At 57.2% G+C, this 23,207-nt stretch carries 19 protein-coding genes and 1 pseudogene; 8 read left to right on the top strand and 12 right to left on the bottom strand.

The window, feature by feature from the left end; all coding sequences use genetic code 11:
- Both ACW4LP_RS07690 and ACW4LP_RS07695 read right to left on the bottom strand, forming a co-directional pair.
- A pseudogene (locus ACW4LP_RS07690) lies at positions 1 to 579 on the bottom strand (hypothetical protein); the annotation flags it as partial.
- A gap of 76 nt (positions 580 to 655) precedes the next feature.
- A complete protein-coding gene (locus ACW4LP_RS07695; protein WP_173113615.1) occupies positions 656 to 3,802 on the bottom strand; it encodes a GH25 family lysozyme in 3,147 nt (1,048 codons plus the stop codon).
- Positions 3,803 to 4,067: 265 nt separating this feature from the next.
- Here ACW4LP_RS07695 and rfbB point away from each other — a divergent pair, with 265 nt between their 5' ends.
- The 8 genes from rfbB to ACW4LP_RS07735 all read left to right on the top strand — a co-directional run bounded on the left by rfbB (position 4,068) and on the right by ACW4LP_RS07735 (position 11,870).
- On the top strand, positions 4,068 to 5,081 hold the full coding sequence (gene rfbB / locus ACW4LP_RS07700) for a dTDP-glucose 4,6-dehydratase (RefSeq protein ID WP_114539815.1): 1,014 nt from the start codon (positions 4,068 to 4,070) through the stop codon (positions 5,079 to 5,081).
- A gap of 58 nt (positions 5,082 to 5,139) precedes the next feature.
- Positions 5,140 to 6,399 carry an ATP-grasp domain-containing protein gene (locus ACW4LP_RS07705; RefSeq protein ID WP_173113617.1) on the top strand — a complete coding sequence of 420 codons (1,260 nt, stop codon included), beginning with the start codon at positions 5,140 to 5,142 and terminating at the stop codon, positions 6,397 to 6,399.
- Between the two features lie 2 nt (positions 6,400 to 6,401).
- Positions 6,402 to 6,848, top strand: a complete 447-nt coding sequence (locus ACW4LP_RS07710) for a triose-phosphate transporter family protein (RefSeq protein ID WP_197745937.1) — start codon at positions 6,402 to 6,404, stop codon at positions 6,846 to 6,848.
- Positions 6,849 to 6,850: 2 nt separating this feature from the next.
- Entirely contained in the window at positions 6,851 to 7,198 is a 348-nt protein-coding gene (locus ACW4LP_RS07715) for a multidrug ABC transporter (RefSeq protein ID WP_114539817.1), read from the top strand.
- Positions 7,199 to 7,215: 17 nt separating this feature from the next.
- Positions 7,216 to 8,136, top strand: a complete 921-nt coding sequence (locus ACW4LP_RS07720) for a glycosyltransferase family 2 protein (protein ID WP_173113620.1) — start codon at positions 7,216 to 7,218, stop codon at positions 8,134 to 8,136.
- A gap of 36 nt (positions 8,137 to 8,172) precedes the next feature.
- A complete protein-coding gene (locus ACW4LP_RS07725) occupies positions 8,173 to 9,198 on the top strand; it encodes an NAD-dependent epimerase/dehydratase family protein (protein ID WP_302011962.1) in 1,026 nt (341 codons plus the stop codon).
- 2 nt (positions 9,199 to 9,200) lie between these two features.
- Positions 9,201 to 10,394: a type III PLP-dependent enzyme domain-containing protein gene (locus ACW4LP_RS07730; RefSeq protein ID WP_173113626.1), complete on the top strand. Its 1,194-nt coding sequence runs from the start codon at positions 9,201 to 9,203 to the stop codon at positions 10,392 to 10,394.
- Between the two features lie 105 nt (positions 10,395 to 10,499).
- Positions 10,500 to 11,870, top strand: a complete 1,371-nt coding sequence (locus tag ACW4LP_RS07735) for a sodium/glutamate symporter (RefSeq protein ID WP_173113629.1) — start codon at positions 10,500 to 10,502, stop codon at positions 11,868 to 11,870.
- A gap of 81 nt (positions 11,871 to 11,951) precedes the next feature.
- Here the strand turns inward: ACW4LP_RS07735 and rfbA are convergent, their stop codons facing one another.
- The 10 genes from rfbA to dltD all read right to left on the bottom strand — a co-directional run bounded on the left by rfbA (position 11,952) and on the right by dltD (position 23,052).
- Complete coding sequence (rfbA, locus tag ACW4LP_RS07740) at positions 11,952 to 12,845, bottom strand: glucose-1-phosphate thymidylyltransferase RfbA (RefSeq protein ID WP_173113632.1); 894 nt, start codon at positions 12,843 to 12,845, stop codon at positions 11,952 to 11,954.
- A 27-nt stretch (positions 12,846 to 12,872) separates the two neighbouring features.
- Positions 12,873 to 14,477: a hypothetical protein gene (locus tag ACW4LP_RS07745; protein WP_418133399.1), complete on the bottom strand. Its 1,605-nt coding sequence runs from the start codon at positions 14,475 to 14,477 to the stop codon at positions 12,873 to 12,875.
- A gap of 269 nt (positions 14,478 to 14,746) precedes the next feature.
- Complete coding sequence (locus ACW4LP_RS07750) at positions 14,747 to 15,667, bottom strand: acyltransferase (RefSeq protein ID WP_330039005.1); 921 nt, start codon at positions 15,665 to 15,667, stop codon at positions 14,747 to 14,749.
- Positions 15,668 to 15,677: 10 nt separating this feature from the next.
- Positions 15,678 to 16,931: a DHHW family protein gene (locus tag ACW4LP_RS07755; protein WP_114539825.1), complete on the bottom strand. Its 1,254-nt coding sequence runs from the start codon at positions 16,929 to 16,931 to the stop codon at positions 15,678 to 15,680.
- 8 nt (positions 16,932 to 16,939) lie between these two features.
- The gene (locus ACW4LP_RS07760) at positions 16,940 to 18,466 is read right to left on the bottom strand and encodes an MBOAT family O-acyltransferase (RefSeq protein ID WP_455803694.1); all 1,527 of its coding nucleotides are present in this window, start codon (positions 18,464 to 18,466) and stop codon (positions 16,940 to 16,942) included.
- 132 nt (positions 18,467 to 18,598) lie between these two features.
- Positions 18,599 to 18,853, bottom strand: a complete 255-nt coding sequence (gene dltC / locus ACW4LP_RS07765) for a D-alanine--poly(phosphoribitol) ligase subunit DltC (RefSeq protein ID WP_114539827.1) — start codon at positions 18,851 to 18,853, stop codon at positions 18,599 to 18,601.
- Complete coding sequence (gene dltB, locus ACW4LP_RS07770; RefSeq protein WP_114539828.1) at positions 18,846 to 20,030, bottom strand: D-alanyl-lipoteichoic acid biosynthesis protein DltB; 1,185 nt, start codon at positions 20,028 to 20,030, stop codon at positions 18,846 to 18,848. The genes dltC and dltB overlap by 8 nt, the downstream gene beginning before the upstream one ends.
- 12 nt (positions 20,031 to 20,042) lie before the next feature.
- Positions 20,043 to 21,551 (bottom strand): amino acid adenylation domain-containing protein, encoded by a 1,509-nt coding sequence (locus ACW4LP_RS07775; protein ID WP_275178646.1) that lies wholly within the window; start codon positions 21,549 to 21,551, stop codon positions 20,043 to 20,045.
- A 114-nt stretch (positions 21,552 to 21,665) separates the two neighbouring features.
- Entirely contained in the window at positions 21,666 to 21,830 is a 165-nt protein-coding gene (locus ACW4LP_RS07780; RefSeq protein ID WP_173113647.1) for a hypothetical protein, read from the bottom strand.
- Positions 21,817 to 23,052, bottom strand: coding sequence for a D-alanyl-lipoteichoic acid biosynthesis protein DltD (gene dltD / locus ACW4LP_RS07785; RefSeq protein WP_227069987.1), 1,236 nt, complete (start codon positions 23,050 to 23,052; stop codon positions 21,817 to 21,819). Before dltD ends, ACW4LP_RS07780 begins: the two co-directional genes overlap by 14 nt.
- Positions 23,053 to 23,207 lie beyond the last annotated feature (155 nt).

A 23,207-nucleotide genomic window follows, 5' to 3' on the forward strand; every position in this document is an offset into this window, starting at 1 on the left:
GAGGGCGCGGCCGTCCCAGTCGAAGAAGCTCTTGGTTCCGTTCTTCCAGGTCACCCATCCTGTCTGCATACGGCACTCATCGTCGAAAAAGTACCAGATACCCTCGATTTTCTGACGACCGGCTACCGCCAAGCCATCGGCACCGAAATAGTAGCGAGCACCATCCACAATCACCCAGGCATCGACAGCGAAAGATCCGTCGGCATACTCATAGCGGAAAGAGGAGCCTTCCGCAAGAAGGCTCCTCTCTCGCTCGTCCGGAACGACATCGTCAGAATCTTCGGCGCCACCGGCGGCGTTCTCCGCACCAGCGTCTTCAGACTGAATCTCTGGCCGGACTGACACCGCACCACCGAATTCAGCAGCATCCGCCTCTTCGGTACCGATAGCGAGAGCATCGCCATCGACCGGCTTGTCCCCCATGACAGCCTCAGAAGGCTGCGCCTCGGCCTGCTCCTCCCCATTCGTTTCCGCGGCGTAAGCCATTGCAGGCATCGAAAAGCAGAGCAAGCCGGCTAAAAAAAGACTCGTCACTTTACGCACCCGAAACGACAAAGCGCCCCGTTCCCGTTTCTTCATGCTGGTACATCCTCCTACGCAAAACCATTAGACAAAATATCAGTATACCCCAATACATCATTCGAATGCCGAGCGACTAACGATAGCTTGGCACCAGAAATGTCAACCCCGTCTTGGCCTGGCCCACGCTGGCAGAGGCATAAATTGCATTCATAAGCGATCCAATTTTAGTCGCCCAATCACGATCAGTCGCATACTGGTGACCCACCGAGCCATAACGCGCATACTCCACGTAATTCCATCGCATTTTATAAAGAGTATTCTGACTAAACGCATTATTGAGATAGTTGGTGGCGATCCAGCGAGCCGCCCCGTGGATTGCCTTCTCAGGAGTATCCCACCCATTCTTGATGGCCAAAGCTCGACCTCCCGACAGCGGACTGGAATCATAAGCGCCGATCCCGTAAAAATTGTAATACGTTCCCTTCGGCCATGTCTTGCCATCTACTAGCGTCTTTCCGTCATAGACATAGCCCTTGGCCAACGTAGACGTTCCCCATCCACTCTCCAAGATCGCATGAGCCAAAAGATACACCTCGTTGACCCCGTAACGGCGCGCAGCGTTCACAAACGCCTCTCCGTTGCCCGCAAGTGTGCCGGTTCGCCCATTTGCAGTTGAGGCGATGTAGGCATCTAACTGAGCCGCCGACACCATACCGGAATAGCCATGATTCAACTGGGCGAATTGGTAATATCCACTCGTACCTGCTCCACAGCTCGTCGGCGTCATAGATGCGACAATATCAGCTTGGGTATATTTCAGGGCAGAAGGACACGCCCTAAGTTCTTTGGCCGCCAAAGTAGCCAACGAGACGCCCGTAGCCTCGGTCTTGGTCTCCGATTTGGCGCCTACTAACTCAGAGCGCTCATTGAAGTAGTAGGACTGCCCGTCGATGACCTGCATACCCCGCAACGACTGGCCATTGGAAGGATTAAAGTAGTAGGTCTTACCGCCTATGGTTTGCCACTCCATAAGCGCGCGGCCATTTCCATCGAAGTAGCTCTTCGAGCCATCGGCCTTCCACGTCACCCACCCTGTCACCATCTCGGAATCGGTGTTGAAGTAGTACAACGAGCCGTCTATCCACTGGCTCCAACGAACGCTCTTGCCTGAAGACTGCTCAAAGTAATAACGCTTCCCGTTTACGTTCTGCCAGCCGACACGGAGCTTGCCGTCTGATCCATAGTAACTTTTCAGCCCGTCGGCATGCCATGTGAGCAGCCCTGTGAACATAAAGCTGTCGCTGGAGAAGTAGTACCACGCGCCATCGATCTTCTGGCTGTAGCGACGTGAGATACCGGTATTAGGATCAAAGTAGCACTTCCTTCCTTGGAAGCTACGCCACCCGAGCAGTGCTTTACCATCCCAATCGAAGAAGCTCTTAGTGCCATCCTTCCAGGTGATCCAACCAGTCTCCATGACGCTATCGCCATTGAAATAGTACCACGATCCATCGATCTTCTGACTCCAACGCTTTGAGATGCCGTTAGCGGGATTGAAGTAGTATTTCTTATTTCCAATAGTCTGCCATCCCAACCACGCTCGACCGGAGCTGGGATCGAAGTAGCTCTTCGTGCCGTCGGCGCTCCAGGTAACCCAACCAGTCACCATCTGAGACTCACCATTAAAATAGAACCAGTTTCCGTTAATTTTCTGACTCCATCGCAAGCTGATACCGTTGGAAGGGTTGAAGTAGTACCATTCTCCGTCGATTTCGTGCCAACCGGTCAGCGCGGCAGCCTTGCCGTCCTCTCCGGGCTGGAAGTAGCTCTTCGTGCCGTCGGCGCTCCAGGTGACCCAGCCGGTCTTCATGCGGCACTGGCCGTCGAAGTAATACCACTTCCCATCGATCTTCTGGCTCCACTTCACAGCCTTGCCATCGGAACCGTAATAGTAGGCGTAGCCGTTCATCCACGCCCAGGTGTTGGGCGTGCCGGTGAGCACCACCTCTTGGGGCGTCGAGGAGAACGATGTGAACGAGAAGTTCACATCGCAGTTGCCAGACACGCCACTCACTTGGCCAGACTCCGTGAATTGCCAAAGATCGGAAGAGAACGTCACGTCAGGAGCGCCGATTGCGCTCCCGGGATATTGTGCAATCCATCGGCTCCAGGAGCGATTGTTGAAAACGGGGCTTGTCAGGTATTTCTCCCACCAAGTCTTGTTCGCGTAAATACCCACTTTGTATCCCGCAGCTTGAATCTTGTTGCAAAATGTTTCTGCAAGCTGGCCGCGCTGAGCATCAGTCAAGCTCAGCTGGCTATCATCTTCGAGATCGTAGTAGATGGGCAACGCCAAATCACTCGGTTTCAGGTTCGCATGATCTGAGTCCAATAATCTTAGAACATGCTCAGCTTCACTCTGAGCGCTTGGAGCTGAACCTGTCGCTTTCTTCGCGTAGGAATAGAGGTAGATGCCGATCTGAATACCATTTTTGCGAGCGCCTTCAACGTTTTGAAGAAAGCATTTGTCGTCCTGCTCCTCGATGTCGCTTCCGTAACCACATCTTATGATAGCGAACGTAATGCCAGCGGCCTTCACCTTGGCCCAGTCAATACTCCCCTGGTGAACCGACACATCGATGCCAACGGCCTTGGCACCGGAAACCGTAACCCGCTTCCCGCCCAGAGTATAGGTGGTGGCCCCGTTCGATGAGGTCCAAGTCGGCGTCGTGCTGCTTGCCGTTCGAGCGCCTGGGGCGGCAAGGGAGCCTAGCGCTACACCGTCCTCGTAACGCCAACTGTTCTCAGGCCCCTCGGGAACCCATGTCGTTGAACTCCCTTGTCCAGAAGATTCTTCCTGTACCTCGGCGGCGGCAAGCGCCTCCGCCCCAAGACCTTCCCGAAACCCCGCATCATCGACCTCGCCGAACGTTCGATCCCCAACGCCTTCTGCGCCACCGCTTTCGGGGAGAGCTCCCTTATTGCCGGCATCAGACTTGCTGTCGACCGACGTCGCCCTATCGCCCGCCTCGAGCTCGGCGAGCGCGTCCGGAGCGGTCGACGAGGGCTCGGTGGGAATCGGCGCATCGAATGCAGGGGGCTCGGTCGCCTCGATGTCGGAGACATCGGCGTCGAACTCATCGCCCAGAGCCGGAACGGCGGGCACGAGGCTGGCGGCAAGGGCCACGGCGAGCACGGAGGAACTCGACTTCGCCCAATATCCTTTGCGCAAAGCGGGCTTGGCGTGCTTCGCGCGTTTGGCGACCGAGCGATTGACCATGGTGCAACCTCCTGGGATGTTGTCCGTTTTCTGCTTCATTTCCCAAAATGAGATGTCAGATTCTATCAGTCCATTCACAATATGCACATGCTTCTGACAACTTCCCGTAAAAAATCGGCGAAAACGCACGGGGGCTACAGAATCACGGTCCCAAGGGCCTTTTGCTGAAAAGGAGTGTGCCCGTTTTCCCTAAAGTCAACGTAGAGCCAGAATATCCTTTACACTATAGGAAAGTATCACTGCGGCACGAAGGAGCAGCCCGATCATGGCAAGTCCATTCAACCACATCGTCGTCACCGGAGGAGCCGGGTTCATCGGCTCCAATTTCGTGCATTGGGTGCTCGACAACCAGCCCGATGCTCATGTCACGGTGCTCGACGCCCTCACCTATGCGGGCAACCGCGAGAACCTCGCAGGCTGCGATCCGGAGCGTATGACCTTCGTGCATGGCGACATCTGCGATGCGGGCTTAGTCGATCGCCTCTTTGCGGAAGCCGACGCCTGCGTCCATTTCGCCGCCGAGAGCCACAACGACAATTCCATCGCCGATCCCACCCCCTTCCTTCGCACTAACGTCGAGGGCACCTTCACGCTTCTCCAGGCGGCTCGGAACCACGGCGTGCGCTTTCACCACATCTCGACCGACGAAGTCTATGGCGATTTGGCCTTGGACGACCCGAATCGATTCACGGAGGAAACGCCCTATCGCCCATCGAGCCCCTACAGCTCCACCAAGGCGTCCTCCGACATGCTCGTCCGCGCCTGGCATCGCACCTATGGCGTGGAAGCCACCATATCCAACTGCTCGAACAACTACGGACCCTACCAGCATATCGAGAAGTTCATTCCTCGGCAGATCACCAACATTCTGTGCGGCATCCGCCCGAAGCTCTACGGAGACGGCAAGAACGTCCGCGACTGGATTCACACCGAAGACCACTCCTCCGCTGTCTGGGCCATCCTCACCCAAGGGCGTATCGGGGAAACTTATCTCATCGGAGCCGACGGGGAGCGGAGCAACATAGATGTCTTGCGCGCTATCCTCACCGCCATGGGCAAGGACGCCGACGATTTCGATTGGGTAAAGGACCGACCGGGTCACGACCGCCGCTACGCCATCGATTCTACGAAATTGCGCCGCGAACTGGGCTGGTCGCCCAAGCACACAAACTTCGACGAAGGACTGGCCCGCACCATCCAGTGGTACACCGACAATCCCAGCTGGTGGCAGGGCGCCAAAGAGGCCACCGAAGCCAAGTATCGCGCCCAAGGCCAGTAGGACCTGGACAGCAGACAACCACATTGAAGCACGAGTTCGCAGCTAAGGAGCTTTTGTCATGAGCGAAGAAAACCACCGCTTGGTCATTCTCGGATCGATGGACGAGTTCGTCGACCTTGTCGAATGTGCCAAAAAAAGGGGCATCTACACCATCGTTTGCGATGGCTACGAGGACGGTCCCGCCAAAGCCCACGCCGACAAGGCCTATCTGGAAGACGTCCGCCACACTGACGCCATTGCGGAAATCTGCAGGAAGGAACAGGCAGACGGGATCATCGCGTCGTTCTCCGACCTTCTGGCCGAGTGCATGATCGATATCGCCGATGCCGCCGGCCTCCCCTCCTACCTCAAGCCCAAAGGGGAAAAGCTCTTGCGGGAGAAGCCGCTTATGAAGCAGATGTTCCAAGAGCTCGGCATCGCGTCGCCTCGCTACAAGAAGATTCGCCTCGATACGCTAGAGGAAGACTTCGCCGACATGGCGTTCCCTTGCGTCATTAAGCCTGTCAACGGCTACGGCTCCCACGGAGTGTTCGTCGCGAACGCCATCGAGGACGTTCGCGAGCGCTTCCAATCGACCGCAGCCCAATCCACGTTCGACTATCTGATGGCCGAGGAGTACAACGACGGACGAGAATTCAACATCATGACCTGGATCGTGGACGGGCAAGCCCACATCATAAGCATTGCCGATCGCGAGAAAATCGCTTTCGAAGATGGCGAGATCCCCCAAGTCGTCCGGTGCGCCTACCCGAGCCCTCTCACGGCTGAGCTGCAAGACGAAGCCGCTTCCATCGCCACCAAAATCGCCGGTTACGTCGGTCTTGAGAACGGCCCCCTCTGCGTTCAGGCGTTCTATCGGGAAGGCGAGGGGTTAGCCGTGTGCGAGGCGGCCGGACGCATCTTCGGCTACGAGCACGAGCTCGTCACCTTGGGCAGCGGCCTCTCAGTCGAAGAGCTGTTGATCGACTGCGTGTACGACCAACCCGCGGCCAAGGAGCGCGTGCTGGCTCACTCCCCCTTGTTCGCCAACCATGCCGCCGGCCTCTATTTCCACGGCCATGACGGAGAGGTGGCCGACACTTCGTCCATCGATGAACTCGGAGCACTCCCCGGCGTTGTTGAGTATCGTCCCTATTACCGTACAGGCGACACGATCTCCCATGAGCGGGGCGCCAAACCCTACGTCGTGCGCTATTACGTGGCCGGACCATCGCGGGAAAGTGTCGACTCCCTCTCTCGAACCATCATGGGTCGGGCATCGGTGCTCGACCCGGACGGAAACGAGCTGCTGCTTAGAACCGCTCCGATGGCCCACTAGCAATGAGCCCGCACAAGAAAACCGACGGCAGGGCGAAGACGCTCATCGCCCTGCACCTGCTTCTGCTGGTATATTCGCTTTCCGGTATCTTCAGCAAGAACGCGGCCCGCGAGCCCTTCTTGAGCCCGATGTTTATCCTCCTGTACGGTGGCATGCTCGTCATTCTTTTCATCTACGCCATCGGGTGGCAGCAAATACTCAAGCGCCTGTCGCTCTCCATGGCGTTCGCGAATAAAGCAGTCACGGTAATCTGGGGCATGGTATGGGGATTCTTCATTTTCGGGGAGTCTGTTTCCGCCTTGAACATTTTGGGGGCGGCCATGGTCATCGTCGGCGTGGTGCTCTACGCGCGGGCGGATGGCAAGGAGGAGAAGCCAGGCGATCCGATCGATGGCGACCAGTGGACGACCGATGCGCCGGGGAATCTCCCGCCCTTAGGCGGTGAATAGCGATGCTCGAACTTTATGTCGGCGTCTACCTGCTCGGCGTGCTCATCTCGTCAGTATCTCAGGTTCTTCTGAAGAAGGCTGCCATGCGACAGTACGAGACCCCGCTGAAAGAGTATCTCAATCCCTGGGTTATTACCGCCTACGCCCTTTTCTTCGGGGCAACACTCATGACCATCCTCGCCTACAAGGTAGTGCCGCTTTCCATGGGCGCTATATTGGAGGCCACCGCCTACCTGTACATCACGTTCTTCGGTGTGACGATTTTCAAAGAAAAGCTGGGTAGAGACAAAGCCATCGCGCTACTACTCATAGTGGGCGGTATCATTGTGTACTCGTTAGGTATGTCGTAAGCTTACGGAGGAGCTTTATGCTTGTTTCGGTAGTTATCCCCTGTTACTACTCGGAGAAAATGATCGGTACTGTCGTCGATCAAACGCGAGCTGAACTCGTCAAAGCGGGATACGAATACGAATTCATCCTTGTAAACGACGGCTCGACGGACGGCACTTTCGCGGCCATCGAGCAGCTCTGCGCCGCGGACGACCATGTGGTCGGCATCAACTGCGCGAAGAACTCAGGCCAGCACAACGCTATCATGGCAGGTCTGAGAAAGACCGAAGGCGACCTCATCTTGCTGATGGACGACGACATGCAAACCCACCCCTCTCAATGTGTTAAGTTGCTGGACGCCATGGAGGACGGCAGCGACATCGTGTTCGCCTGCTGGGACGAGCACAAGGAAGCCTGGTGGCGCGAGCTCGGATCGAAGTTCACCATTTGGTCGATGCGCGTGCTCACCGATCGCCCCAAAGAGATCTACTCCAGCAACTTCGCTGTATTCCGTCGCCACATCCGCGACGAGGTGGTGCGGTACCAGGGGCCCTACGTCTACATTCAAGGTCTGCTGTTCCGAGCCACGGCGAACATCAAAAACGTGAAGGTAGAGCATTACGAGCGGGCCCAGGGGACATCGGGGTACAGCCTTAAGTCGCTCATTCGTCTCTGGTCCACCGTGCTGAACTTCTCGATGGCGCCTCTTCGCGTTGCCGCAGTGGTGGGCGCAGCACTCGGCGTTATAGGCCTGGTGTCCGCCCTCATTGTTTTCATCATGCGTCTCGCCGACCCCGGCATGCAGGCAGGCTGGCCCTCGCTCATGGCCACCATGCTCACTTGCTCGGGACTCATCATCTTGTTCCTGGGCATTATCGGGGAATACCTCGGACGCATGTTCATGACGATCAACAATGCACCGCAATACGTTCTCAAAGAGACCATCGACAACCGCTAGAAGCAGACCGGACGCAACCATTCGAAAGGAAACCTCGTGAGAAAGAAAATCGTCATCTTCGGTGCTGGGGGCACCCTCGGCTTGTACCTGGTAGATCATCTGTCTCGCCTTCTGTCGGCCGATGAGTGGGAAGTCATCGCAAGCGGGCGCTCCGACATAGCGTTCTTCGACCGCTATGCGCCGCTGGTGCGCTATGTGCAGGCCGACATCACCGACGAGAAGTCGTTCGCCGCACTCCCGCAGCAGGATGTTTATGCCGTCGTCCACTTCGCTGGAGCGCTGCCGGCCTACATGGAAGGCTACGACCCACGCCGTTACGTAGATGCCAATGTCATGGGCACGCTAAACGTGCTCGAGTACGCGCGCACCGCAGGAGCTGATCGGGTGCTGTACACCCAAACCATCTCCGACTATACCGGTTATTTCGGCGAGATGATCGAGCTGGCCGACGACATGCCCCGCAAGCCAGCCATGACCGGCGATCATGCCGTGTACGCCATCACGAAGATCGCCGCTGAGGAGCTTTGTTGGCACTACCGAGCCGCTTACGGCATGGGCTTCTTCGCCTTCCGCCTACCGAATATCTACTGCTTCATGCACGACAGCAAGACCCTCTACCACGACGGAAAGCCCGCCGTAAGCTCCTATCGCCTGATGATCGACAAGGCGCGGGCTGGCGAGCCGTTGGAGATCTGGGGCGATCCCACCAAGGGCATGGACCTCATCTACGTGAAGGATTTCTGCCAGATGATCGAGAAAGCCCTATTCGCTCCTAAGGAGGCCAGCGGCACCTATAACGTCGGCACAGGCGTGCTGACCTCTCTCGAAGATCAGGTTCACAACATCGTGGACGTGTTCTGCGAGCCCGACGCCGTGTCGGATATCAGCTACCGTCCCGAAAAGCACGACTGCGTGAACTACTGCATGAACGTGGATAAGGCACGGGCTAACTTGGGCTATGAGCCGGTTTACACGCCCGTGAAGATGCTCGAAGATTATAAGGCCGAGATGGAGACCGATCGCTTCGCCGACTTCTTTACCGAGCGCTATGAGGGGCGATAGACATGCCTCTTCCTTTCGATGTTGCTTCCCTCCAGACTCCCTGCTTCGTGTTTGACGAGGCCGAGCTGCGCCAGAACTTCAGTGACTTTCGCCGGGCCTTGGCGGATCACTGGTCGCCCTACGCGAACGTCGCCTACTCCGTGAAAACCAACCCCTTTCCATGGATCCTGGAAGTGGCCCGCGATGAAGGTTGTTATGCCGAAGTCGTTTCCAATGAAGAGTACGCACGGGCCCTCCAGTGCGGCTTCGCTCCCGATAAAATCGTTTTCAATGGACCGATCAAGGGCCGCGATTGGCTGTTTTACGCCCTGGACGCGGGCTCCTATGTGAACCTCGACTCGAAGCGAGAGATCGAGTGGGTACGCGAGTACGCTGAATCGGGAAAGAGCGCTCGCGTCGGCCTGCGCGCCAACATCCTGCTTGAAAAGCACTGTCCCGGGGAGACGCTCTCCGACGACCGCCACGGCCGCTTTGGCTTCTCTTTTGAAGGCGGGGAGCTCGCACGGGCCATCGAGGAGCTGCGAAGCATTCCGGGCATCGAGCTGCGCGGACTCCACATGCATGTGACTACATTGAGCCGCTCTCAAAAGGTGTACCGGACGCTGGCCGACTTCGCCGCAGAGATCATCCGCTCGTTCAAGCTCGATTTGGACTGGTTCGACATCGGTGGAGGCTTCTATGGTGGTGGCCCGGCCAATGTCGGCGCCTATGATGAGTACGTGCGCACCATTCGAGAGGCCATCGGCGACGCCTGCGACCCAACTCATACTGAGCTCCTCGTCGAACCAGGTGGTGCGGTGGTGTGCACGCCAGGCTACTACGTTGGCCGCGTTATCGATGTGAAGGACATCGTAGACGAGCATTACGTGGTCACCGAGTTGTCGCGCATCAATATCGACCACGAGATGAAGAAGACGTCCTACGTCCACGAAATGGTGACCGGCGCCCAAGAGACGTTGCCCCGCCAGATCATTTGCGGATACACTTGCATGGACAGCGATCGCCTGTTCACAGCCCATGACGAACCGGCTCTTCGGGTTGGAGATGCAGTGGTCATCCGCTATGCAGGCGCTTACTCCATGTCGTTCACGCCGCAGTTCTTCATCGAGTACCCGCCGGCGGTGTACGCCATGGCGCCCGACGGCCAGCCGATGCTGTTGCGCGAACCTTGGAACGAGCAACCGCCGAGAGGCTAATTATTACCTTCCAGCATAGCGCAGTTCAGTGAGGTGCTAGAATCATCTCACTGAACTGCGCGGAGACCATCTATCCGCGTGCGCATATTCGAGGAAAGGTGGTCTATGGAATTCTCGGCTCTTGATTTGACGTTCGACGTGTGCATCATGTCGGCGCTGCTGGTGCTCGGAAAAATCATCCGAACTCGGGTTCCGCTTCTGCAGAACCTCTTTATCCCTTCAGCCCTGATCGCCGGCTTCATCGGCATTATTCTCGGACCCTTCTGCCTGAATTGGGTACCTCTCAGCTCTCAGGCCTCCAGCTACGCCGGTATTCTCATCGCTGTGCTGTTCGCTACTCTTTACCTGGGCCGACGCAGCCAGGGCAGCTTCAAAGAGATGTTCCGTCAAGTAGGCGACACCTTCATGCTGAACGGCGCCGCCGAAATCCTGCAGTACGGCATTGCGCTTATCCTCGGCGGCATCCTTATCGCCACGGTGTTCCAGGGTGTAACCGAATGGTTCCCCATCCTCATGCCTGGTGGCTTCGTTGGCGGCCACGGCACGGCAGCCGCCATCGGATCAGTGTTCGAAGAGGGCGGCTGGGCCGAGGCTACCACGGTGGGCCAGACCTTCGCCACCTTCGGCCTTCTCGGCGGCATCATCAGCGGCATCATCGCCATCAACTACTGCGCCAACAAAGGTTGGACCACCGAGATTCGTAAGGTAAAGGATATGCCCGAGGAGGTTCGCGTCGGCCTGGTTCCCGAGAAGGATCGCACCCCCATGGGAGAGAATACCGTGAACCCCATGTCCATCGATCCCCTTGCGTGGCATGTGGCACTCGTCATGGTTGCCGTGGGCGGAGCCTACCTCATCAATACGGGCCTCAAGATCCTATTCCCGCAGGTGTCGGTTCCTGTTTACGGCATTGCCCTCCTCGTTGGCGTCGCGCTGTTCGCCCTTCTCAAGCTCATCAAACTCGACCGCTATGTTGACCAGCGCGTCGTGTCCCGCATCGGCAGCTGCGCCACCGATTATCTGGTTGCCTTCGGTGTGGCGACCATCAACATCAACGTGGTTCTGCAGTACTGGGCGATCATCCTCGTGCTGTGTCTCCTCGGCTTTGTACTGGTGGCTTTTTATTTCTTCTACATCTCCCGACATCTCTTCTCCGATCACTGGGTCGAGCGCGGCATCTTCATCTGGGGCTGGTCAACGGGCGTTATGAGCATCGCCGTGCTGCTGTTGCGCGTCGTCGATCCTGAGTTCCGTACCACGGCGCTGGAAGATTCTGGATTCGCCTGGATCTTCGTATCGTTCATAGACATCGCCCTGGTGACGTTCCTCCCCATGTTTGTCATACAGGGAGCAGGCGTTGCCGCCGGTATCGTCTGCTGCCTCATCGCCGTGGCCATGCTCGTCGCCACCGCCTTCCTCTACGGCTGGAGAAACAATCAGGGCGTCAAGGTCTTCCCCAAGGGCAAGAAGGCCTAAGCCACCCGTCTACACCAATAAGAAGGGCTCGCCAGTGTTAAACTGGCGAGCCCTTCTTATTGGTTGCAAATGCTTTGCCTCCTAGGAGGCCATATTTCCAAAGAGAATGCGGTTTTCCGCTACCCGCAGCAAATGCTGCCCATAAGCCGTCTTGGCATGGCGCTCGGCCGCATCAAGTAGCACCTCTTTGGTGATCCATCCATTGTTGTAGGCGATCTCCTCCAAAGCGGCTATCTGAAGGCCTTGGTTGTCTTCCACAGCCTTTACGAACTCGGAGGCCTTGTACAAGCTGGGAATAGTACCCGTGTCAAGCCATGCCGAGCCGCGATGGAGAACCTTCACCTCCAGGCTCCCCTCCTCCAGGTACATACGATTCACATCGGTGATCTCCAGTTCGCCGCGATCGGACGGGATCACGTTCTTGGCGAACTCCACTGCGCGGCTATCGTAGAAGTAAAGGCCCGTGACCGCATAGTTCGACTTAGGATATTCGGGCTTCTCCTCAATGGAAAGAGCGCGGCCCTCAGCGTCGAACTCGACCACGCCGAAGCGCTCCGGATCGTCGACGTAATAGCCGAACACGGTTGCGCCGCACTCGCGCGAAGCCGCCTGCTTCAGCAGCGCCGAAAGGCCTCCGCCGTAGAAGATGTTGTCGCCCAGGATAAGAGCGCAGCCTTCTCCGTCGAGAAACTCCTCACCGATAATGAGCGCTTGAGCCAGCCCGTCTGGCGAGGGCTGAACCGCGTAGGACATGTTGACGCCAAACGAAGATCCGTCCTTGAGCAATTCCTGGAAATTAGGCAAATCCGCCGGCGTGGAGATAAGCAAGATATCGCGAATGCCCGCCAGCATGAGTATGGAAAGCGGGTAATAGACCATCGGTTTGTCGTACACGGGAAGCAGCTGCTTCGACGTGACCTTCGTTAGCGGGTACAGACGCGTTCCCGATCCTCCCGCTAGAATAATGCCCTTCATTTCAACCTCGCTCCCACAGATAAAGAACTAATCTGCATAGAATCGTACCACAAGAAGAGGATCAGCGCCCTTCTCGCTCAGAGGAACCTCGTCTACAACTTCCGCCTTTGCATCTTTGCCATAATGCTCGCGCAGATAGCGCGTCAGTTGCTCTATAGCCTCTCTGCGCCGGGTCACGAAGTAGGTTTCTGGGCGATCGAGAAGACTCTTTATGGGATTGGGAACACCTATCTCCTCATTATGGGCGCGCACCAAAGGAGACCCCTGCGTCCAGCCGCCCATAAGGGCCGTCGACCCCATGAACGACGCCGGGGGCAGATGGCGATATTTCAGCTGCTTCTCGAGCTGCGTGAAGGTCGTCGTGTCCCATACATAGACGACGCCTGGCTCCGTGAACCTCTTCACCAGATCGTTGCTCTCGACAAAAGCGCTGCTCTTCTCGAATTGATCGATGCGCTCGACGTTGAAAGTGGGGGCCCATTTCAGCACAAGCCCCACTACGCATAACAGGGCGAATACTACACCGATGAGCGCCGATGTCGTTACACGCCGTAACCCTACAGGCTTAGCTGCGACAGGCGCGGGGGGTCTAATGGTGAGAAACGCGACGAGACATGGCAGCAGAGAAAGAACCCACGTGGAATACTCGACACGAGCTGGCAAACGGCCCGTGTACCGAAAGAGCACGCAAGCCGCAAAGGCCCCGCCAAGAGACAGGACAACCGCCGCAAGCACCCGTTTACGTCCGAGGAGCAGCGCACAGGCGGCAATACATGCTAAAGAGACAGTCAGCAGAGGGGACTTGACCAAGTGGCGCCCCTCGGCAAGGAAAGCGGTCGGCAAACTGCGGTCTGCCACCGGCTCTCGAGCAATATCGGACACCTCCATAAGCAAATCGGAGGTGATGTAGTCGGGATCGGCCGTAATCCAGTTGCGCATGAGCCAGTAGTCGCTCTCCGAAACGCCGATTGACGCCAGCTCGTCTCGCACTTCGTCGTAATCGCTCATGGGGTAATCAACCAAAGCGTAGCGAGCGTCATTGTACTCGAGCCAATCGGCCCACTTCGGCTCAGCCCACACCGCCTTGTCGAAGGCCAAGGCGCCGCCAACACAAAGCCCGACAGCTATCATGCAGACAAGAGCCCTAACGACTAGAGCCTTAGCCCGCTGGAACTGTTCATGCCCGAGACGAACGAGCAACCCCGCGAAAGCGAGGGCAAGAAAGGGAGCAGAGAGAAGCAAGACAAGGGCCCGCCACATGAATCCCAACGTCACCAATACAGTGCCCGCCACACAGGAGGAAGGAGCCCTCCGCATAGTACCGGAGCAGCAGCAGAGCTCGCCTGACGTAACGCACAGCGCCGCGACCACGGTAAAATTGCTCCCCAAGGTGCACTTCGGCATAATGAAGTACGCAACAAAACCGATGCAAGCGAGCGAAAGCCCGAGCGGAGCATGGCGCAACAGGATGTAGCAGAACGAGAAAAATGCCACCGTCACAGCGAGACGTTCGATCACGAGAAACCAGTTCAACTCCGGTATGGCGATATTGAGCTGGTAGATGATGCCGTTGAGCACCGCACTGGTAAACAGGCATTGGCCGCCGTCGGGATAGAGTCCTGAAAGGACCATCGAGATCCCCAAATCGTCATCAGGGCCTCGGTAGTCGTCGTTTAGGACAAGAATCCCAACCACAAAAAAAGTGAGGGCAAGCGCTGTCGCAACGCAAGGCGCAACTGGTCGACTCTCAGCGGGGCAACACCCCCAAACCTTCAATGCGCGTCGAACGCGCTCTACAACCCTGTCTGACATAGCCCCACTTCGTTAACGCACAGCAGCTTCGATGAACAACAGAACGACAAGATGCCATTGTACCTCAAAGAAGAAGCTGAGGCGATGGCTCAACGACGACGCGATCGCAACCTCAGGAACTCAAAGGCCCTGAACGATGAGCCGCGATTTCCAGATGCTGATGAAGTCGCCGCCTCTGCAATGGCGAAGCGGTTCTTCCCCTTGTCCTCGTAAGCACTTTGCACGAGAGCGATACGCTCCTTCGCATCGGCAACTCCGGCCAGTCGATTTGCTAGCCGCACGAGACCCGACTGATCGCGCTGCGGCGCATTGGCGTAAACCCATTTATCAGAGGTGAATGTCTGAGAGGCAGCCGTCTGCTCGGCAGTCCAGCCGTGGACGCAGGCACCGTCGAAGAAAATCCCACGAGCAATTTGCCGAGCGGGATTGCCCGCCCAACTTGTGTTCGAAGGGACCGTCTTGCCGGCCACTACGGCAGCGCCACCGACAATACTTCCAGATCCAATAGCCGCGCCCTTCAGCAGCATGGCAGATTGACCGAGCCATACATGGTCGCCTATCACCACATCGCGGCTAGGATTAATGCGCCTGCCATCTTCTGCCCTGTACACCAAATGAGGGTCGGCAGTCCTTATCCACACATCAAAGGAAAAAAGGCCTCTGTCGCCAATAAGCACACTGCGCCGCTCGGATACAATTACATGGAGTGAACCGTTGGTGTACGTCGACGAGCCCAAGGCAAACGTGCATCCAGCATGCACCGTTGCATCCAGCCGCAACGAGGTGTTTCCGCTCGCCAGGTAGACGATGGCACCGGGGCCAGCGAAAACCAGCTTGCCTCCCGTCAAGGTTACATCTTCGCCACAGCACAAGATGCACTTTCCCGTATGAGCCTTCTCGGTAAACACAATTTGCGCATTCTTCATTTTCGGCGGAGGGCCCAAAAGAACATTGTCGGTTTCTTGGAAAAACCGCTCAACCTCTTCAGTGGTCTTCAATGTAACGTCCATTGAGCTCCCCCTATTCGCGCATATCTTCCGGCTCAAGAGCATGTTCCGTCGCTTGCGCCAACATGTTCGGACTCCGCATTATGAAAAGGACGTCGGACACATCCTGGTGCTGAGCAAGAAACGCATCAATCGTCTCGTCGTCGTGACGGGGGTCAAGCACGTAGGTTGTTCGATAGTGAACCGCCAGGAACCGCTCCATACAATTGGAATACGAGTCTGCGACAATGAGCAGATCCTGCCGCGAATCCGATTCCTCGTTCTCCAAGGTAATAAGCCCGTAATCGGTATGGAAATACTCGGCATAGCGACTGGTGAAAGCATTGGCACCTACATTGGCCGCTTGGTAGTTCTTCCAATGCACAAGCGAGTCCATAGAAGCCTCAGCCCCGTCAATAATGATCGATAGCTGAGGGAAATCAGCGAATTCGTAGTCGATCATTTGATCCACGTATCGCGTTTCCAACCCACGTCGCGCGAACGTGCCCCGAAAGGATGGCGCGTCATAGGTCACAAGACGCGCGGGCACAAGAAGTTCGTCCCGAAAACCGAGAGCGCTCGCCATGCGCTCATAAGCCCGAAAAGCTCCTTGGATATTCCAGTGGTGATCAGTGGAATTCCACCCATCCGCAAACTCGTCGAACGTGACGTTGCCGTCTATCCATTGGAAATGGCCGCCTTCGTCCTCGAAGATCGAGGATAACTCTCCGTAGGTAAGTGGATTGGAGATGAGTTTCGCCGTCGGGGATCCCTCAACATTCATAGAGTCGGGGCCCATATACACGAAGAACCGTTGCTCGGGATGTCTCAAACTCAGGGCGTCGAGTCCATCCCGAATATGACTGGCCGTTGCAAGGGTATCGCCGGTCGCCTTTTCGGCTATTTCGAGCAGACGGTGCCGACTCGGCATCTCCGCAATAGACGAGCCATAGAAAGCGGGGTAGCACTCCCAGCCAAAGAGCGCATTCGAAGTCTCGATGGCTGAGCGCTGGAGAGCTGCATTTGCGAGAAGAGCCGTAGCCTTCATGGGAATGCAATTGCCCACAGCATCCTCAGCGGCTATCTGAAACTCTCCCGAGCTGAACCCCTCGAGGGAAGCATAGGCGGCCGGATCGGCTTCTACGACACCGCCAGAAAGATAAGCCGCATCGTCAGCCGTGAACCAAGAGGGAAGAGCAACCCCCCCCCATGAGGCTAATCCGATCAGGGCGGGGCCGCAAAGCAACAGGCAGAGCACGCCGGCGAACAGGATATTCCGCAGCTTCATAATGCCCCCTAAAACTGGAAGTAAATAAACGGGTTGTACGAGCTGGAGACCACCGACATGCAGCTCAGGACGAAGACGGCCAGAAGGGCCACGTCGGCGAGCACGTTCACGGCAGTCACGGCGCGGGCGCGGCCGGCGGGCACGGGGCCCTCGCAGACCACCTGGCAGGGCGGCACGGCGGTGTTACCCTTCTGCGGAGCGGCGACGATGGCGCGGTGCGGGTCGCCCTCGGCCCAGGCCTGGATCTTCTTGCGCAGCCACGGCGCCCAGGGCAGCGACCCCACGATGAAGACGGGCACGAGGCTCACGTAGCTCCAGGACTGCAGCTCCCACAACGTGGAGGTACCGAGCCACCCGTAGGCGCCGAACATGGCGCAGAACCACTCCCCCACGTTCGAAAGCCCCGTCACGGCGAACAAAAGCCACCCGAAGAAGAACAGCACGACGCACCAGATATGGCTCACGAACCGCGGCAGCTTATCGAGCACCTTCATGACTAAGAACTTCTCCAACAGGATGAGCACGCCCCAGTACAGGCCCCACAGAAGGAAGTTCCACGCGGCGCCGTGCCAAATGCCCGTCAGGCCCCACACGATCATGGTGTTAGCCACGAAGCGCGGCGTGCTCACGCGGTTGCCGCCGAGCGGGATGTACACGTAGTCGCGGAAGAAGCCGCCGAGCGACATGTGCCAGCGGCGCCAGAACTCCGTGGCCGACTTCGACGTGTAGGGGTAGTTGAAGTTGCGCGGGTACTCGAAGCCCATCATCTTGCCGAGGCCGATGGCCATGTCCGAGTAGCCGGAGAAGTCGAAGTAGATCTGGAAGGTGTAGGCGGCCACGCCCGAGAAGCAGCCGATGAAGCCGATCTCGGCCGCCTCGCGGGGCAGAAGCGAGTCAGCCAGCACGCCGGCGGTGTTGGCGAGCAGCACCTTCTTGCCCAGGCCCACGCAGAACAGCCGCAGGCCCTGGGCAAAGCCCTCCAGCGTCGCGCGGCGATGGTCGATCTCGTGCTCGATGTCGGCGTAGCGCACGATGGGGCCGGCCACCAGCTGCGGGAACATGGCGATGTACATGCCGAGGTACAGCGGATTCTTCTGCACCTTCACCTCGCCGCGGTAGACATCCACCACGTAGGTGATGGCCTGCAGGGTGAAGAACGAGATGCCGATAGGCAGCGCCAGGTTCAACTCGGCGATGAACTCCTCGCCAATGGCGCGGTTGATGTTCTCGGCCAGAAAGCCCTGGTACTTGTAGAACCCGAGCACGAGCAGGTTGGCTGCGAGCGCCGCCACGAGCCAGAAGCGCTTCGGCGCCGTCTTGCCCTCGCCGCACTTGCCTATGATGAAGGCGAACAGCCAGTTGAAGCAGATGGAGACCACCATGAGCCACACGTACACTGGCTCGCCCCAGGCGTAGAACAGAAGCGAGAACAGCAGCAGAACCACATTCTTCGCCGGCCGCCACGGCATGGCGAAGTACACCGCCAGAAACAGCGGCAGAAACGCGAACAGAAAAATAGTGCTGGAGAAGACCAACGCGAGTCCCTTCGAACTGTCATCCCGTCAATTTAGCTCAGGCAATGATACCTTAACTTTTCCTTAACGACGCATCAGCGCCGAAATTAGCATCATGCCCGCGGAGGGACCGAGGCGCGCCTCGCATAATCGCTATTGGGCATCGTAGCGAATCTGCACCTGATAGATGATCTTATTAACCGAATTCATTTCCTCACGCTCCACCGCCGTAGGCGCAATGGTCACGCCGAATTCCGTCTCGATGGCCACCAGCAGTTCAATGGCTGCCATAGAATCGAGCAACCCCTCCTCGAACAGATCGGCGTCGCGCTCTTCGCGAATAATCTCGTCGTCGCAAATCTCCTCGATGAGCTCGAGCATGCGCTCCTCGACGGAATTCTCAGCCATTGGTCAAACCTCCTATGACAGTGTGCATTTGCCCAGAGAAAATAGCCATGCCAAGCATGACCAGATTAATGGTAACAAACCATTGGAGAACCTTGTACCATTTCTTTTTCTTGTGCTTCTTGTGAAAGGAAGATTTCTTCTGGTACACGTCGGTGGCGCCCATGAGAACGCCATAATAGGCGCCATAGACCAGATAGTCCACGGTCAGCCCGTGCCAAGCGCCCATGAGCATGAAATTCGCCATGTAGCCCGCACAGGCCGTCTGAAGTCGGTCTTTGAACAGCTTGCGACGCGTCGCCGACTTCACCGCGCGCATGAACACGAAATCACGTAGCCACGTGGACAGCGTCATATGCCAGCGATCCCAGAAATCGCGCACATCGAGAGCAAGAAAAGGGGCGCGGAAGTTGCGCGGCGTCTTAATGCCGAAGCAGTAGCTGGCCCCCATGGCCATAAGGGAATAGCCAGCAAAGTCGAAGAACAGGTAAAAGCCGTACATATAGGCATCTTTCACCTGGGCGCCCAGCTCTTGCCACCAAGGACCGTCGCCCAAAGGAGCAGGGGTGAAGTAATGGTGGAACACCGTGCCCAACACTTTCTGATACACTGCTCCCACCAAAAGCAGCATAATGCCGCGAGCCAGCAAGTCCGCATACTCAGAAGCGGTATACCTTCGGTTCGCATCCTCAGTGAACCGCCGGCTGCGATCGATGGGGCCGGATGTGAAGGGTGTGAAAAACACCAAGAAGTACAAGTAATCAGTGAAGTTCATATCTTCAATGAGGTCATCTCGGATCTCGATAATGACCTGTATTGCCTTGAATGTGATGTAGGATATCCCCAGAAATCCCATGAGGTTCTGGTCGAATACGGCACCGATTTTGTAAACGACTAGAGGGGCAATAACGGCCGCGAGTGCCAACCGGTACTTCCAAAGCGCCTTTTGCCCCGACCGCCAACTGGAAAGCTCCCAGAACGTAACCGCACAGGCGATGGCGATGAACGCAACGAAAGCGAGCATGCCCTCCAAGTTCTCGCCGAAGAGCAGGAGCAGGAACGCCAACGAGGCCGCCAGTCCGTAATACTTGATGCGGCGCCCCGAGAAGCCGAGAATGGCCGCAGGTACTATGGCAACGGCCAGAAACACATAGAATGCCGGATCGATATAGAAGTTCATAATTGTCGAGCCCTACGCCAACGCCTTGCGATCGATTTTGCCATTGACGTTCAAAGCGAATTCCTCATGGAAGACGATCTTTTTGGGCACCATATAGTCGGGAACAAGTTCCTTAAGGGCCGCCTTAATGGCGCGCGCTCGAGCGAAGTCGGCCGTCATCCCCGGCTCAGCAAGACGTACGTGAGCTACGAGATGAGTCACCTTCCCGTCGCGATCGGCGGGAAGCACCACCGCCTCGGCCACTTCAGGTATCCGGACGAGGGCCTGCTCGACGTCGGCCAGCTCGACGCGAAACCCATTCAGCTTCACTTGGAAATCGAGACGGCCCAAACAGAAGAGCCGACCATCCGCGTCAAGATAGCCCTTATCACCGGTTTTGTAGCAACGCGTCACAGTGCCATCGGAGCCTTCCCTCTCGGAGAATACGGCCTCCGTCAGATCGGGACGGCCATAGTAGCCCGCCGACACCGTGTTTCCCGCAAGGTATATCTCTCCCACTTCCCCGCAAAGCAGCTCCTCACCGGTTTCCGGATCGCGAATAAGGGCACGCACGCCATCGCTCAAATAGCCCACGGGCAAAGGATTCACCTCACGTGCCAAGTTCTCGTCTACCACAATATCGGTGACCGCCTGAGTCTCGGTGGGGCCGTAGGTGTTGAGAACCCTCGCCTCGGGAAAACGTTCGATGATCTTCAGGGCCGTAGCGTTGCGAAACACCTCTCCGCAGAGAATGACGTTGTCGAGCCGGGGCAGGAGATCCTGGTCGAAAGAAGGATCAACCAGGCACATCTCGATAAAGGACGGCGTCGAAATCCATGTTGTAAGGTCACTTGCAGCCAGAGCGCCGAACGTGGCCCTCATGGACTGCTCGTCTTCGGACTCCAGGGAGAACAGGGTATAGCCCGAGGCCAAACCGGCGATAATGTCGAACAGGCTCACATCGAAGGTGTAGGGCACGCGGTTGAAGCTGACGCCGTCGGGCCGCTCGGGGAAAAGTGCGCGGAAATAGTCCATAAAGGCGTCCACGCAGCGCGAGGGCATCTGAACACCTTTGGGGCGGCCGGTGCTCCCCGAGGTGAACAACAAATAGAAGGGCGTCTCATCGGCAATCCAGCGGGAACTGTCCCAGGAGCGTCCCGCCAGGGCCGCCTCGCGAACAACGGCATCTCCGACGACTGAATCTGCCAGCGATGCGTCGCCGGGAAATTCGTCGTCAGACAACGTGATAACAAGAGGGTGCCCGATCTGATCCAAGATGTCGTTCACGCGATCGGACGGATAGGCGATGTCCACCGGGGCATAGGTCAGACCGGCCTTCGCAGCGGCGATAAAGCACACGAGCATGAGAGGCGACTTGTGGCCGTAAACCACCACGGGCTTGCCCTTTGGAGACCATTCGGCAAAGGAAGCGGCAAGAGAGTCGGACCAGGCGTCCAGCTCGGCGTAAGTCAGGCGCTGGCACGCATCCTCCTTTATCCGAGAATTGAAAAACGCCTCTTTCTCCGGATACTCAGCGCTCACTTCCCGTAGCCTTTCAAGAAACCTGCTCACGGTTGTGCCTCCCCTTTCTTTCATCGCGTCATCATTCACTCTCCATTGGCGGAAACGCCAATCGGCTCATCGTCAAAACCATGCTCAGAAGTTCTCATATACCGGCATCGCCGGCTCTCCAAACCCCGAATAAACGAGGAACCAAACGACCAGAGCGAGCATCGCCGCTGCAGCGGCGAACCACAGGATGGCACCGAGCCAAGTGTCGCTGAAAAACACCTCGAGAATCTTGTCCCTAATTCGCTTCATCGGCCTCATCCTTGCCCATGAAGAACTCGTAGATGTCGTGATTCACCTGCACCCAGCCCGTCCAGCCGAAATGGGCCATATCATAGAGAAAATAGGGATCGTACTCATAGGGCGAGTAGTCGACGTATTCAGCGCCCCGTTCTTCGCAGATCGCCTTCATGCGGTCGTACCAGATGGCCCGCACATCGGCGGTGTAATCGGTCTGATCGACCATAGCGCCTTTGAGGGGCATGAGAACGACTAACGGCTGGATACCTGTCTCCTGGCAGACATCGAGAAACAGCTCGAAATCCTCGAACTCGGTCTCCTGATAGGGCTCGTCGGTAAACGTAAGCCAGTCCTCGCGGCCGGCATACCATTTGTCGTACCCGCCGTTCTCGTACCAGCTATTGTAGATGCCCATGTCGTTGCTCGACGTCTGATCCGCTCCCTCGGCCTGCTCTTGGCTCATCCAGGCATCCCAATCGGGCACCTGGGCCTCACCTTGGGTGCGCCCCTCTGGCACGGGACGACTCTTGTTCAACTCACGCTCCGGCGCGTTCCAATCATCTTCTTCGTCGCTGAGCACCGCGTCCCAGTTTTTCGACGTATCAAAGATCTTCTGAACACCTTCGTTGATGCGATCCACGAAGGTCTTATCGGACGCCTCAGCATAGACTTCGTCCTCCGACACGCCGTACTCAACCATCTTCTTCTGAATATTCGCCTTCGTCTTGTCGCTCACCTTGGGATTGGCCATGAGGTCAGCGTAAGCCTCGGGCGAAAACGACAACCTGAAACATTTGGCGGGATTCTGGTAATCCATGAACCAGGAGATTCCGCAGAAGAACACCACTTTGTCGTCGGGAATGTCTTCAGAAAGCGCGCCCGCTTCAATGGCGTGCCACAGATCTTGGCAATAAGGCTGGCCCAAAAGGAACGTGTCCATACCATAATTGTTGTTCGCGAAAAAGTTCCCCGGGTGCGACGAGACCGTATCGGGATAAACCCAGCGAAACTCGGAAGTGCCGAGAACCACCTTGCAGTTATCGCCCTGGGCGTTTCTCTGCTTGATGGCCGCGCGCACGAAGTCCGGAGAATTGGAGCGCGCCTTCGCAGGCCATATCTGATAGGGAGTACTGGCGATCTGCTTCTCCAGAGCCGACGAGGACGCTGTGGCGCCCATAGCCACAGGGACGCACACGAGCGCTATCGCCAAAACCACTGCCACAAGACGCTTCAAAGCCTGCTCCTCCTCCGACGGAATCGATCCGCGCATCCACACAAAACGGGCGACGCTCTCGCGTCGCCCCCTAATTCAAAACCGAAATGCAGATTCATCGTAGCAAAATCGAGAAGCACTGGCGCAAAACTCCCCGCAGTTGCCCCGCATCAACA

It is taken from the genome of Adlercreutzia sp. CNCM I-6215 (assembly GCF_977072315.1).

Bases quoted from the DNA above. Each gene is read 5' to 3' on its own strand.
- ACW4LP_RS07695 (WP_173113615.1), bottom strand. From the start codon at position 3,802: ATGGTCAATCGCTCGGTCGCCAAACGCGCGAAGCACGCCAAGCCCGCT.
- rfbB (WP_114539815.1), top strand. From the start codon at position 4,068: ATGGCAAGTCCATTCAACCACATCGTCGTCACCGGAGGAGCCGGGTTC.
- ACW4LP_RS07705 (WP_173113617.1), top strand. From the start codon at position 5,140: ATGAGCGAAGAAAACCACCGCTTGGTCATTCTCGGATCGATGGACGAG.
- ACW4LP_RS07710 (WP_197745937.1), top strand. From the start codon at position 6,402: ATGAGCCCGCACAAGAAAACCGACGGCAGGGCGAAGACGCTCATCGCC.
- ACW4LP_RS07715 (WP_114539817.1), top strand. From the start codon at position 6,851: ATGCTCGAACTTTATGTCGGCGTCTACCTGCTCGGCGTGCTCATCTCG.
- ACW4LP_RS07720 (WP_173113620.1), top strand. From the start codon at position 7,216: ATGCTTGTTTCGGTAGTTATCCCCTGTTACTACTCGGAGAAAATGATC.
- ACW4LP_RS07730 (WP_173113626.1), top strand. From the start codon at position 9,201: ATGCCTCTTCCTTTCGATGTTGCTTCCCTCCAGACTCCCTGCTTCGTG.
- ACW4LP_RS07735 (WP_173113629.1), top strand. From the start codon at position 10,500: ATGGAATTCTCGGCTCTTGATTTGACGTTCGACGTGTGCATCATGTCG.
- rfbA (WP_173113632.1), bottom strand. From the start codon at position 12,845: ATGAAGGGCATTATTCTAGCGGGAGGATCGGGAACGCGTCTGTACCCG.
- ACW4LP_RS07745 (WP_418133399.1), bottom strand. From the start codon at position 14,477: ATGGTCCTTTCAGGACTCTATCCCGACGGCGGCCAATGCCTGTTTACC.
- ACW4LP_RS07750 (WP_330039005.1), bottom strand. From the start codon at position 15,667: ATGGACGTTACATTGAAGACCACTGAAGAGGTTGAGCGGTTTTTCCAA.
- ACW4LP_RS07755 (WP_114539825.1), bottom strand. From the start codon at position 16,931: ATGAAGCTGCGGAATATCCTGTTCGCCGGCGTGCTCTGCCTGTTGCTT.
- dltC (WP_114539827.1), bottom strand. From the start codon at position 18,853: ATGGCTGAGAATTCCGTCGAGGAGCGCATGCTCGAGCTCATCGAGGAG.
- dltB (WP_114539828.1), bottom strand. From the start codon at position 20,030: ATGAACTTCTATATCGATCCGGCATTCTATGTGTTTCTGGCCGTTGCC.
- ACW4LP_RS07780 (WP_173113647.1), bottom strand. From the start codon at position 21,830: ATGAAGCGAATTAGGGACAAGATTCTCGAGGTGTTTTTCAGCGACACT.